This window comes from Streptomyces sp. NPDC001410 (genome assembly GCF_042895235.1).
Lineage (GTDB): Bacteria > Actinomycetota > Actinomycetes > Streptomycetales > Streptomycetaceae > Streptomyces.
Genome location: NZ_JBIAWE010000002.1, coordinates 339,614 through 352,670, shown reverse-complemented (window position 1 = coordinate 352,670; position 13,057 = coordinate 339,614). Strand labels below are relative to the sequence as shown.

Annotated in this window: 8 protein-coding genes; 6 read left to right on the top strand and 2 right to left on the bottom strand. The window is 70.6% G+C overall.

Translation table 11 applies throughout. The features are described from left to right. The first annotated feature begins 11 nt into the window (after positions 1-11). Positions 12-2,255 carry a heavy metal translocating P-type ATPase gene (locus tag ACFY3C_RS05095; protein ID WP_390769738.1) on the top strand — a complete coding sequence of 748 codons (2,244 nt, stop codon included), beginning with the start codon at positions 12-14 and terminating at the stop codon, positions 2,253-2,255. An 823-nt stretch (positions 2,256-3,078) separates the two neighbouring features. Here the strand turns inward: ACFY3C_RS05095 and ACFY3C_RS05090 are convergent. After that, the gene (locus tag ACFY3C_RS05090) at positions 3,079-4,368 is read right to left on the bottom strand and encodes a citrate synthase (protein ID WP_386581123.1); all 1,290 of its coding nucleotides are present in this window, start codon (positions 4,366-4,368) and stop codon (positions 3,079-3,081) included. A 252-nt stretch (positions 4,369-4,620) separates the two neighbouring features. Further along, positions 4,621-6,846, bottom strand: coding sequence for an ATP-dependent RecD-like DNA helicase (locus tag ACFY3C_RS05085; RefSeq protein WP_390769737.1), 2,226 nt, complete (start codon positions 6,844-6,846; stop codon positions 4,621-4,623). Positions 6,847-6,985: 139 nt separating this feature from the next. On the opposite strand from ACFY3C_RS05085, the gene ACFY3C_RS05080 reads away from it, so the two are divergent. The 5 genes from ACFY3C_RS05080 to rbsD all read left to right on the top strand — a co-directional run bounded on the left by ACFY3C_RS05080 (position 6,986) and on the right by rbsD (position 12,911). Continuing rightward, on the top strand, positions 6,986-8,023 hold the full coding sequence (locus tag ACFY3C_RS05080; RefSeq protein ID WP_390769736.1) for a LacI family DNA-binding transcriptional regulator: 1,038 nt from the start codon (positions 6,986-6,988) through the stop codon (positions 8,021-8,023). Further along, complete coding sequence (locus tag ACFY3C_RS05075) at positions 8,020-9,540, top strand: sugar ABC transporter ATP-binding protein (protein WP_390769735.1); 1,521 nt, start codon at positions 8,020-8,022, stop codon at positions 9,538-9,540. Before ACFY3C_RS05080 ends, ACFY3C_RS05075 begins: the two co-directional genes overlap by 4 nt. After that, positions 9,530-11,479, top strand: coding sequence for a substrate-binding domain-containing protein (locus ACFY3C_RS05070; protein WP_390769734.1), 1,950 nt, complete (start codon positions 9,530-9,532; stop codon positions 11,477-11,479). Before ACFY3C_RS05075 ends, ACFY3C_RS05070 begins: the two co-directional genes overlap by 11 nt. A 143-nt stretch (positions 11,480-11,622) precedes the next feature. Next, a complete protein-coding gene (locus tag ACFY3C_RS05065; protein ID WP_386581118.1) occupies positions 11,623-12,525 on the top strand; it encodes a ribokinase in 903 nt (300 codons plus the stop codon). Continuing rightward, positions 12,522-12,911 (top strand): D-ribose pyranase, encoded by a 390-nt coding sequence (gene rbsD / locus ACFY3C_RS05060; RefSeq protein WP_390769733.1) that lies wholly within the window; start codon positions 12,522-12,524, stop codon positions 12,909-12,911. Before ACFY3C_RS05065 ends, rbsD begins: the two co-directional genes overlap by 4 nt. Positions 12,912-13,057: the final 146 nt, after the last annotated feature.

The following is a 13,057-nucleotide window of genomic DNA, read 5'->3' as shown; positions in this document are numbered from 1 at the left end:
GGAGTCCGGACATGACCAGCACCACCACCGAGACAGCGAGCGAGATAGGCGGCACGTCCGAGGTCGAGCTGCTCATCGGCGGGATGACCTGCGCCTCCTGCGCCGCACGGGTGGAGAAGAAGCTCAACCGCATGGACGGCGTGAGCGCCACCGTGAACTACGCGACGGAGAAGGCGAAGGTCAGCTACGCCGAGGGCGTCCAGGTCGCCGACCTGATCGCGACCGTCGTGAAGACCGGATACACCGCCGAGGAGCCCGCGCCGCCGGAACCCGAACCCGAGGTCCGGGAAGCCGCCGGGCACGACCCGGAACTCACCGCCCTCAGGCACCGCCTGCTCGTCTCCGTGCTGCTCGCCGCCCCCGTCGTCCTGCTCGCCATGATCCCCGCGCTGCAGTTCGACAACTGGCAGTGGCTCTCGCTCACGCTCGCCGCGCCGGTCGTCGTCTGGGGCGGCCTGCCCTTCCACCGGGCCGCCTGGACCAACGCCCGGCACGGCGCCGCCACGATGGACACCCTCGTCTCCGTCGGCACGCTGGCCGCGTTCGGCTGGTCGCTGTGGGCGCTGTTCTTCGGCGACGCGGGCATGACCGGCATGCACGACGAGTTCCGCCTCACCGTCTCGAGGATGGACGGCGCCTCCACCATCTACCTGGAGGTCGCCGCCGGGGTCGTCGCGCTGATCCTCCTCGGCCGCTATCTGGAGGCCCGCTCCAAGCGCCGCGCGGGCGCGGCCCTGAAGGCCCTGATGGAGCTGGGTGCCAAGGACGTCGCCGTCCTGCGGGACGGGCGCGAGGTGCGGGTGCCGGTGGCCGCGCTGGCCGTGGGCGACCGGTTCGTCGTACGGCCCGGGGAGAAGATCGCCACCGACGGCACGGTCGTCCAGGGCCTCTCCGCGGTGGACGCGGCCATGCTGACCGGCGAGTCGGTGCCGGTGGACGTCGGCCCCGGCGACCAGGTCACCGGCGCCACGGTCAACGCGGGCGGCCGGCTGGTGGTGGAGGCGACCCGGGTCGGCGCGGACACCCAGCTCGCCCGGATGGCGAAGCTGGTCGAGGACGCGCAGAACGGCAAGGCCGAGGTGCAGCGGCTCGCCGACCGGATCTCCGCCGTCTTCGTCCCCGTCGTCATCCTCATCGCGCTCGGCACCTTCGGCGTCTGGCTGGCGGCCACCGGGGACACCTCCGCCGCGTTCACGGCCGCCGTCTCCGTGCTGATCATCGCCTGCCCCTGCGCGCTCGGCCTCGCCACGCCGACCGCACTGATGGTCGGCACCGGCCGGGGCGCCCAGCTCGGCATCCTCATCAAGGGCCCCGAGGTGCTGGAGTCCACGCGCCGCGTCGACACCGTCGTCCTGGACAAGACCGGCACGGTCACCACCGGCCGGATGACCCTCCAGGGGGTGTACGTCGCCGACGGCGAGGACGAGAACGAGGTGCTGCGGCTCGCCGGAGCCCTGGAGCACGCCTCCGAGCACCCCGTCGCGCGGGCGATCGCCGCGGGCGCCGAGGAGCAGGCCGGCACGCTTCCCGGGGTCGAACACTTCGAGAACGTCCCCGGGCGGGGCGTACGCGGCCGCGTGGAAGGCCGCGAGGTGGCCGTGGGACGGCTGTTCGACGCGCTCCCGGAGGAGCTGGCCCGGGCCGGGCGGCAGGCCGAGCAGGACGGCCGTACGGCCGTCGCGGTCGGCTGGGACGGACAGGCCCGCGGAGTGCTCGCCGTCGCCGACGCGGTCAAGGAGACCAGCGCCGCGGCGGTGCGCGAGCTGCGCGCCCTCGGGCTCACGCCGGTGCTGCTCACCGGGGACAACCGGACGGTCGCCGAGGCGGTCGCGCACACCGTGGGCATCGACGAGGTGATCGCCGAGGTGCTCCCCGAGGAGAAGGTGGACGTCGTACGGCGGCTGCAGCGCGAGGGACGCGCCGTGGCGATGGTCGGTGACGGCGTCAACGACGCGGCCGCGCTCGCCACCGCCGATCTGGGGCTCGCCATGGGCACCGGGACGGACGCGGCGATCGAGGCCGGCGACCTGACGCTGGTCCGCGGGGACCTCAGGGTGGCCGCGGACGCCATCCGGCTCTCCCGGCGCACCCTCGCCACGATCAAGGGCAACCTGGTGTGGGCCTTCGGCTACAACGTGGCCGCGCTGCCGCTGGCCGCCGCGGGCCTGCTGAACCCGATGATCGCGGGGGCGGCGATGGCCTTCTCCTCGGTCTTCGTGGTGACCAACAGTCTGCGACTGCGCCGGTTCCGCTGAAGTACCCCACTGTTACCGGGGGTTAGGTGGGGCTGAAGTAAGAGTCCCTCTAGAGTCGGGCGCGAGCCTCACATAAGCTCTTCACAAGGCTCGCGCATCTTCCTTACGCTTGGGCCTCGATCGCCGTATCGGGGCTCTTGCGCACCTAAGGGACATATGCAAGAGACGCAGATCACAGTGATGCGAACGTAACCATCGAAGGGGTTCGAAGGTCTAAGTTGGCGATGTCAGAACAGCGTCTTGGGGGGCGCTGACTGGCATCTGGGGATGTCTTGGGGGACTTCCTCAGAGATGCGTTGCCGGGGCACGCACACCGGGAAGCTTTGAGCGGCCCTCCCAGCGTGCGTTGTCCCGGCAGATCGCACCGCATCACTGGAGTACGACGGGTTTTGCTCGTTGTGCTCAGACAGCGGTTCAGGCGCTGTCCTCTCCGAGCGCCCGGCCGGATCCCGTGGGGGGAATCCGCACCGGGACATGGGAAGGCGCCCTGGTCGTCGGCCCGTGGGGGGACTGACGGCTCAGGGCGCCTTCTGTTTTCCTGCTCAGCAGCGGCTCGCGTCACGACCCGCTCAGCACTGATTCAGGGCCCGCCCGACGGGCAGACCCTCGCACTCAGTACGTTCAGCGCTCCTCGACCGGAACGAAGTCGCGCTCGACCACGCCCGTGGCCGTGCTGACCCGGGGGACAACCCCCGGACCCCCGGCCGCAGACCCGGCGCCACCGCGCCCATGCCGACAGGACCCGGCAGGCGCGCCCGAAATAAAGGGAAACGCGGGGCCCACCGGCAGGGCACCAACAAATCGGCGCCCCCACCGGCAGGTGTCAGCGCTCCTCGACCGGAACGAAGTCGCGCTCGACCACGCCCGTGTAGATCTGGCGCGGGCGGCCGATGCGGGAGCCGGGCTCCTTGATCATCTCGGTCCACTGGGCGATCCAGCCCGGCAGGCGGCCGAGGGCGAACAGGACCGTGAACATCTCGGTCGGGAAGCCCATGGCGCGGTAGATCAGGCCGGTGTAGAAGTCCACGTTCGGGTAGAGGCTGCGCGACACGAAGTAGTCGTCGGAGAGCGCGTGCTCCTCCAGCTTGAGCGCGATGTCCAGCAGCTCGTCGGACTTGCCGAGAGCGGAGAGGACGTCGTGCGCGGCGGCCTTGATGATCTTGGCGCGCGGGTCGAAGCTCTTGTAGACCCGGTGGCCGAAGCCCATCAGGCGGACGCCGTCCTCCTTGTTCTTCACCTTGCGGATGAAGGTGTCGACATCGCCGCCGGCCTCCTGGATGCCCTCCAGCATCTCCAGGACGGACTGGTTGGCGCCGCCGTGCAGCGGGCCCCACAGGGCGGAGATGCCGGCCGAGATCGACGCGAACATGTTGGCCTGCGAGGAGCCGACCAGACGGACCGTGGAGGTCGAGCAGTTCTGCTCGTGGTCCGCGTGCAGGATCAGCAGCTTGTCGAGCGCGGAGACGACGACCGGGTCCAGGTCGTACTCCTGCGCCGGGACCGAGAAGGTCATGCGCAGGAAGTTCTCGACGTAGCCGAGGTCGTTGCGCGGGTAGACGAACGGATGACCGATCGACTTCTTGTACGCGTACGCCGCGATCGTCGGAAGCTTGGCGAGCAGGCGGATCGTGGAGAGGTTGCGCTGCTTCTCGTCGAACGGGTTGTGGCTGTCCTGGTAGAAGGTGGACAGCGCCGAGACGACCGACGACAGCATGGCCATCGGGTGGGCGTCGCGCGGGAAGCCCTTGTAGAAGTTCTTGACGTCCTCGTGCAGCAGGGTGTGCCGCGTGATGTCGTTCTTGAACGTGCTCAGCTCGTCGACCGTCGGGAGCTCACCGTTGATGAGCAGGTACGCCACCTCGAGGAAGGTGGAGCGCTCGGCGAGCTGCTCGATGGGGTAGCCGCGGTAGCGGAGGATGCCCGCCTCGCCGTCCAGGTAGGTGACGGCGGATTTATAGGCGGCCGTGTTGCCGTAACCGCTGTCCAGAGTCACCAGACCGGTCTGGGCGCGGAGCTTCCCGATGTCGAAGCCCTTGTCACCGACGGTGCTGTCGACCACCGGGTAGGTGTACTCGCCGTCGCCGTACCGCAGTACTACAGAGTTGTCGCTCACGTCTTCCCTCACCGACGTAGTGCCTCATCTTCGAGGTGCCCTGACTGTCTCTACCATCCCCCATTTGGCTCAGGAGAGTGCACTCGGGGTCGACCATTGGGCCTATTGGCGGCACTCAGTGCCGCCAACCTGCTCATCCTGCCCCCTCCGACCGGCATCTGGAAGTGCTCTGTGACCTTTGCGACTCGTTTGATCGATCATTTTTTGCGATGCGGCCCGCCGCCGCTGTCGCCGCCCCTGCTCAGAGGCCGGTCAGGAGCCCTGAAGCCTGAAGTCCAGTGCCGTACAGCGCCGTCCGGCCGAGACCGTGCGCACCGCCTGTCCGATCGCCTTGCGTGAACCGACGAGGACGACCAGCCGTTTCGCCCGTGTCACCGCCGTGTACAGGAGGTTCCGCTGAAGCATCATCCAGGCTCCCGTGGTGACGGGGATCACCACGGCCGGATATTCACTCCCCTGTGAACGGTGGATCGTCACCGCGTACGCGTGTGCAAGTTCGTCCAGTTCGTCGAAGTCGTACGGAACCTCCTCGTCCTCGTCCGTCAGCACCGTCAGCCGCTGGTCGACCGGATCGAGCGAGGTGACCACGCCCACGGTGCCGTTGAAGACGCCGTTCTTGCCCTTCTCGTAATTGTTGCGGATCTGGGTGACCTTGTCGCCGACGCGGAAGACCCGGCCGCCGAACCGCTTCTCCGGCAGGTCGGGCCGGCCGGGCGTGATGGCCTGCTGGAGCAGGCCGTTGAGGGTGCCGGCGCCGGCCGGGCCGCGGTGCATGGGCGCGAGCACCTGGACGTCCCGGCGCGGGTCGAGCCCGAACCTGGCCGGAATGCGCCGGGCGGCCACGTCCACGGTGAGCCGGCCGGCCTCCTCGGTGTCGTCCTGCACGAAGAGGAAGAAGTCCTTCAGGCCGTCGGTGAGCGGATGCTGCCCGGCGTTGATGCGGTGCGCGTTGCTGACCACGCCGGACTGCTGGGCCTGCCGGAAGACCCGGGTGAGCCGCACGGCCGGGACCGGGCCGCCCTCGGCCAGCAGGTCGCGCAGCACCTCCCCGGCACCGACGCTGGGCAGTTGGTCGACGTCACCGACGAAGAGCAGATGGGCCCCCGGCGGCACCGCCTTCACCAGCTTGTTGGCGAGCAGCAGGTCCAGCATGGACGCCTCGTCCACGACGACCAGGTCGGCATCCAGCGGGCGGTCCCGGTCGTAGGCCGCGTCGCCGCCGGGCTTCAGCTCCAGCAGCCGGTGGACCGTGGAGGCCTCGGCGCCCGTCAGTTCGGCGAGCCGCTTGGCGGCGCGGCCGGTGGGGGCGGCCAGCAGCACCTTGGCCTGCTTGGCGCGGGCCAGTTCCACGATCGAGCGGACCGTGAAGGACTTGCCGCAGCCGGGCCCGCCGGTGAGCACGGCGACCTTCTCGGTCAGCGCGAGCCGGACGGCGGCCTCCTGCTCGGGGGCGAGGTCGGCTCCGGTGCGGGACCTCAACCAGCCCAGCGCCTTGGCCCAGTTCACGTCCCGGAAGGCCGGCATCCGGTCCTCCGGCGTCCGCAGCAGGCGCAACAGCTGGGCGGAGAGGGAGAGTTCGGCGCGGTGGAAGGGCACGAGGTAGACGGCGGTGACGGGCTCCGCGTCCCCTTCGGGTCCGGGCACCTTCTCGCGTACGACCCCGGGATCCGCGCCCTCCTCCGCCGGTTCGGCCAGCTCGGCGAGGCACTCGATGACCAGCCCGGTGTCGACCTGGAGCAGCTTGACCGCGTCCGCGATCAGCCTCTCCTCCGGCAGGAAGCAGTGGCCCTGGTCGGCGGACTGGGACAGCGCGTACTGGAGGCCCGCCTTCACCCGCTCCGGGCTGTCGTGCGGGATGCCCACCGACTGGGCGATCTTGTCGGCGGTGAGGAAGCCGATGCCCCAGACGTCGGCGGCCAGCCGGTACGGCTGGTTCTTCACGACCGAGATCGACGCGTCGCCGTACTTCTTGTAGATCCGCACCGCGATGGACGTGGAGACCTCGACGGTCTGGAGGAAGAGCATGACCTCCTTGATCGCCTTCTGTTCCTCCCAGGCGTCGGCGATCTTCTTCGTCCGCTTGGGGCCGAGGCCGGGGACCTCGATCAGCCGCTTCGGCTCCTCCTCGATGATCTGGAGGGTGTCCAGGCCGAAGTGCTGGGTGATGCGGTCGGCGAAGACCGGGCCGATGCCCTTGACCAGGCCGGATCCGAGGTAGCGGCGGATGCCCTGGACGGTGGCCGGCAGGACCGTCGTGTAGTTCTCCACCGTGAACTGCTTGCCGTACTGGGGGTGGGAGCCCCAGCGGCCTTCCATACGGAGGGATTCGCCGACCTGGGCGCCGAGCAGCGCGCCCACCACCGTGAGGAGATCGCCGCCGCCGCGGCCGGTGTCGACCCGGGCGACCGTGTAGCCGTTCTCCTCGTTGGCGTACGTGATCCGCTCCAGGACCCCTTCGACCACCGCCAGATTGGACATGATCCGACGCTACAGCCGAGGTCTGACATCACGATCCGGTCTCAGCAAGTGGTTGAGGGCTTGATTAACGACCGTGTAATCGATTCCAATCCTCCGTACACGTCGATGTAAACGATTCCACGAGGAGGTGAAGCCGGCGATGGCAAGCATCAAGGACGTCGCCGCCGCGGCGGGCGTCTCCGTCGCCACGGTGTCGCGCGTCCTGAACGAGCACCCGTCGGTCAGCGCGGACGCACGCACACGCGTACTGGCCGCCGTCGAGGCGCTGGGCTACCGCCCCAACGCCGTCGCCCGTTCCCTGCGCACCGACCAGACCCACACCCTCGGCCTGGTCATCAGCGACGTACTCAACCCGTACTTCACCGAGCTGGCCCGCTCCGTCGAGGAGGAGGCCCGCGCCCTCGGCTACAGCGTGATCATCGGCAACGCCGACGAGCGGCCCGACCTTCAGGACCACCACGTGCGGACCCTGCTGGACCGCCGCATCGACGGCCTGCTCGTCTCCCCCACGGACGGCGGCTCCCCGCTGATGCTGGACGCTGCGCGCGCGGGGACGCCGATGGTCTTCGTGGACCGGTGGATCCCCGGGGTCGACGTGCCCGTCGTACGGGCCGACGGACGCGCGGCCGTACGGGATCTCGTCGCGCATCTGTACGGGCTCGGGCACCGGCGCCTCGCGATCATCGCGGGACCGGCGGCGACCACGACCGGCAGCGAGCGCGTCGAGGCCTTCCGGGAGGCCATGGCGGAGTACGGGATCCCCCTCCCGGACGCCTACACGGGCCAGGGCGACTTCCAGGCGGAGAGCGGCCGGCGGGTCACCGAGGGCTTCCTCGACCTGCCCGAGCCGCCCGAGGTCGTCTTCGCCGCGGACAACCTGATGGCACTCGGTGCCCTGGACGCGATCCGCGCGCGCGGGCTGCGCGTCCCGGACGACATCGCGCTGGCCGCGTTCGACGACATCCCGTGGTTCGTGCACACCGATCCGCCGATCACCGCGATCGCCCAGCCCACGGGCGAGCTGGGCCGGGCCGCCGTACGGGCCCTGGTGGACCGCATCGAGGGACGGCCCCCCGCGTCCGTCACCTTCACCGCCCGTCTCGTCGTACGCCGCTCGTGCGGCGAGCAGGCTCCCCAGGAGCCGTCCCCCTCCCCAGTGCAAAGGAGCACGTCGTGAGCGACCCGGACGAGTTGCTGCGCATCGAGGGCATACGGAAGACCTTCCCGGGCGTGGTGGCGCTGGACGGCGTCGACTTCGACCTGCGCCGGGGCGAGGTGCACGTGCTGCTCGGTGAGAACGGCGCGGGCAAGAGCACGCTCATCAAGATGCTCTCCGGCGCCTACACGCCCGACGCCGGGCGGATCCTGGTCGGCGGCGAGGAGGTGCGCATCCACGGTGCGCAGGACTCCGAGCGCCTCGGGATCGCCACCATCTACCAGGAGTTCAACCTGGTTCCCGATCTGACGGTCGCCGAGAACATCTTCCTGGGCCGCCAGCCCCGCCGGTTCGGGATGATCGACCGCAAGCGGATGGAGGCCGACGCCGAGGTGCTCCTCGCGCGCGTGGGCGTGCACGTCTCCCCCCGTGCGCGGGTGCGCGAACTCGGTATCGCACGCCTGCAGATGGTCGAGATCGCCAAGGCGCTCAGCCTCGACGCGCGCGTGCTCATCATGGACGAGCCGACCGCCGTGCTCACCTCGGAGGAGGTCGAGAAGCTCTTCGCGATCGTGCGCTCGCTGCGCGAGGACGGCGTCGGGATCGTCTTCATCACCCACCACCTGGAGGAGATCGCCGCCCTCGGCGACCGGGTCACCGTCATCCGGGACGGCAGGAGCGTCGGACAGGTCCCCGCGTCCACGCCCGAGGACGAACTCGTACGGCTCATGGTGGGCCGCTCCATCGAGCAGCAGTACCCGCGCGAACAGCCCGAGAAGGGCGCCGCGTTGCTCACCGTCGAGGGCCTGACCCGGGACGGCGTCTTCCACGACGTCGGCTTCGAGGTGCACGCCGGCGAGGTCGTCGGCATCGCGGGCCTCGTCGGGGCGGGCCGTACCGAGGTCGTCCGGGCCGTGTTCGGCGCGGACCCGTACGACAAGGGGACCGTGAAGGTCTCCGGCGCCGGGCTGCGGCGGCACGACGTGAACGCGGCCATGGCGGCCGGGATCGGGCTGGTGCCCGAGGACCGCAAGGGCCAGGGCCTGGTGCTGGACGCGTCGGTCGAGGAGAACCTCGGCCTGGTGACCATGCGGAAGGCGACCCGGGCCGGGCTCGTCGACCTCAAGGGGCAGCACGCGGCCGCCGAGCGGATCGCCGGACAGCTGGGCGTGCGGATGGCGGGCCTCGGCCAGCACGTGCGGACGCTGTCCGGCGGCAACCAGCAGAAGGTCGTCATCGGCAAGTGGCTGCTTGCCGACACCAAGGTGCTGATCCTCGACGAGCCGACGCGCGGCATCGATGTCGGCGCCAAGGTCGAGATCTACCAGCTGATCAACGAACTCACCGCTCAGGGTGCCGCCGTTCTCATGATCTCCAGCGATCTGCCCGAGGTGCTCGGCATGAGCGACCGGGTGCTGGTCATGGCCCAGGGCCGGATCGCGGGCGAACTCCGCGCCGACGAGGCCACGCAGGACGCGGTGATGTCCCTCGCCGTGAGCACCCCTACTACCGAAGTGGAGGCCACCGGTGGCCACTGACACGCTCAAGAGCACGACGGGCGCGGGTGGCGCCCCGGGCGGCCTGCGCCGCCTCCTGCTCGACAACGGAGCGCTCACCGCGCTGATCGTCCTGGTCATCGCCCTGTCGGCGCTGTCCGGTGACTTCCTGACGACGGACAACCTGCTCAACGTCGGTGTCCAGGCGGCCGTGACCGCGATCCTGGCGTTCGGCGTGACCTTCGTGATCGTGTCGGCGGGCATCGACCTGTCGGTCGGCTCGGTGGCGGCCCTGTCGGCCACCGTCCTCGCCTGGAGCGCCACGCAGCACGGCCTGCCGGTCGCCCTCGCGGTCGTCCTCGCCGTCGCCACGGGCGTCGTCGCGGGCCTGGTCAGCGGCTTCCTCATCGCCTACGGCAAGCTGCCGCCGTTCATCGCGACGCTCGCCATGCTGTCGGTGGCGCGCGGTCTGTCCCTGGTGATCTCCGGGGGCGTCCCGATCCCCTTCCCGGACTCGGTCTCCCACCTCGGGGACACCCTCGGCGACTGGCTGCCGGTGCCGGTGCTGGTCATGGTCGTGATGGGGCTGATCGCCGCGTTCGTGCTCGGCCGGACCTACATCGGCCGTTCCATGTACGCGATCGGCGGCAACGAGGAGGCCGCCCGCCTCTCGGGTCTGCGCGTGAAGAAGCAGAAGCTCGTGATCTACGCGCTGTCCGGTGTGTTCGCGGCCGCCGCGGGCATCGTGCTCGCCGCCCGGTTGTCCTCCGCGCAGCCGCAGGCAGCCGACGGCTACGAGCTGGACGCGATCGCCGCGGTCGTCATCGGCGGCGCCTCGCTGGCGGGCGGCACCGGCAAGGCGTCCGGCACGCTGATCGGCGCGCTGATCCTCGCGGTCCTCCGCAACGGCCTCAACCTGCTGAACGTGTCCGCCTTCTGGCAGCAGGTCGTCATCGGTGTCGTCATCGCGCTGGCGGTGCTGCTGGACACCGTGCGCCGCAAGGCCGGGGCGACCTCGGTGACCACCGGGTCGGGCGGCGGCAGGGGCAAGCAGGCGACGACGTACGCGCTCGCGGCCGTGGTCACCGTGGCGATCGTCGGCGCGACCTCCTTCCTGCACAGCGGCTCCGCGTCCTCGGCGAACCCGAAGATGGGCCTGTCGCTGTCCACGCTCAACAACCCCTTCTTCGTGCAGATCCGCTCCGGCGCCCAGGCCGAGGCGAAGAAGCTGGGCGTGGACCTGACTGTCACGGACGCACAGAACGACGCCTCCCAGCAGGCCAACCAGCTGCAGAACTTCACCAGTTCGGACCTCGGCGCGATCATCGTCAACCCGGTGGACTCGGACGCGGCGAGCAACTCGGTGAAGGCCGCCGACAAGGCGCGGATCCCGGTCATCGCGGTCGACCGGGGCGTCAACAAGGCCACGGTGGACGCCCTGGTGGCCTCCGACAACGTCGCCGGCGGCGAGCTGGCCGCGAAGGCGATCGCCGAGAAGCTGGGCGGCAAGGGCAAGGTCGTGATCCTGCAGGGCCAGGCGGGCACGTCCGCGGCCCGCGAGCGGGCGGAAGGTTTCGCCAAGGGTCTGAAGGCCTACCCCGGTATCCAGGTCCTGGCCCAGCAGCCCGCCGACTTCGACCGCACCAAGGGCCTCGACGTGATGTCGAACCTGCTCCAGGCCCACCCGGACGTCCAGGGCGTCATCGCCGCCAACGACGAGATGGCCCTCGGCGCGATCAAGGCGCTGGGCTCCAAGGCCGGCAAGTCCGTCCAGGTCGTCGGTTTCGACGGAACTCCGGACGGCCTGAAGGCGGTCGAGGGCGGCACGCTGTACGCGTCCGTGGCGCAGCAGCCGTCGCAGCTGGGCCGGATCGCCGTGGACAACGCGCTGAAGGCGATGCAGGACAAGAAGGTCGAGTCGACGGTGAAGGTGCCGGTGAAGGTCGTCACGAAGGACAACGTGGCAGGCTTCAGCGGCTGACGAAGGCGCGGCTTACGAAGGCAGCGGCTACGGCGAACGGGCGGGCGGTCGTGCACGGTTGGTGGCGACCGCCCGCCCCGGGCCGTTTCCCGGGCTCGCGTCGGGTCATCTCTTACGGGTCATCTCTCACGGGAGTCAATTCCATGTACGACTACGACCTCCTGGTCGTGGGTTCGGCCAACGCCGACCTGGTGATCGGCGTCGAGCGGCGGCCGGCCGCCGGCGAGACGGTGCTCGGCGGCGACCTCGCCGTCCACCCGGGCGGCAAGGGCGCCAACCAGGCGGTCGCGGCCGCCCGGCTCGGGGCGCGTACGGCGCTGCTGGCCCGGGTCGGCGACGACGCCCACGGCCGGCTGCTGCTCGACTCGCAGCGCGCGGCCGGGGTGGACCCGGTGGGCGTACTGGTGGGCGGGGCGCCGACGGGCGTCGCGCTCATCACCGTCGATCCCTCCGGGGACAACAGCATCGTGGTGTCCCCCGGCGCCAACGCCCGCCTGACCCCGGCCGACGTACGAGCCGCCATTAGCCTCCTCCTCGCCTCGCGGGTGGTGTCGGCGCAGCTGGAGATCCCGCTGGAGACGGTCGTGGAGGTCGTACGGCACCTCGCCGAGGGCAGCCGGTTCGTGCTGAACCCGTCCCCGCCGCGCCCGCTGCCCACGGAGGTGCTGGCCGCGTGCGACCCGCTGATCGTCAACGAGCACGAGGCGCGGGTGCTCCTCGGCGACCCGGGCGTGAGCGAGGAGCCCGAGGATTGGGCGCGGCTGCTGCTGGCCAAGGGCCCGCGCTCGGTGGTGGTGACGCTGGGCGCGCAGGGGGCGCTGGTGGCCGACTCCTCCGGTGTGACCCGGGTGCCTTCGGTGAAGGTGGCCGCGGTGGACACGACCGGGGCGGGCGACGCGTTCACGGCAGCCCTGGCCTGGAAGCTGGGCTCGGGCTCCACCCTGGCCGAGGCCGCGGCCTACGCGGCCCGCGTCGGTGCGGCGGCGGTCACGAAGCGGGGCGCCCAGGAGTCGTACCCGACGGCCGCGGAGGTCGGCTCCCTGTGAAGAAGGCGGGCATTCTCAACCGTCACCTGGCCGGTGCGCTGGCCGAACTGGGGCACGGCGACGAGGTCCTGGTGTGCGACGCGGGCCTGCCGATACCGGACGGTCCACGGGTGGTGGACCTCGCCTTCCGCGCCGGCGTCCCGTCCTTCGCCGAGGTGCTGGACGGGCTGCTGGCCGAGCTGGTGCTGGAAGGGGCCACGGCGGCGGAGGAGCTACGGGGCGCGAATCCGGTGGCGGCCGCACTGCTGGACGGGCACTTCCCCGGCCTGACGCTGGTCCCGCACGAGCGGCTGAAGGAGCTGTCGGCCAGGACGCGGCTGGTGGTGCGCACCGGGGAGGCACGGCCGTACGCGAACGTGCTGCTGCGGTGCGGGGTGTTCTTCTGAGGCCCTGAAGTTTCGAGGGGGCGTGCCCGGTCCGTCGACCGGGCACGCCCCCTCGGCTTTCCCCTCCGTATCAGAACCTCGCGATCCCCCCCGGGTCCCTCCCCTGGAGGTCCTGATGCGAAGTACGACACGTGAGGTGGGGGGAG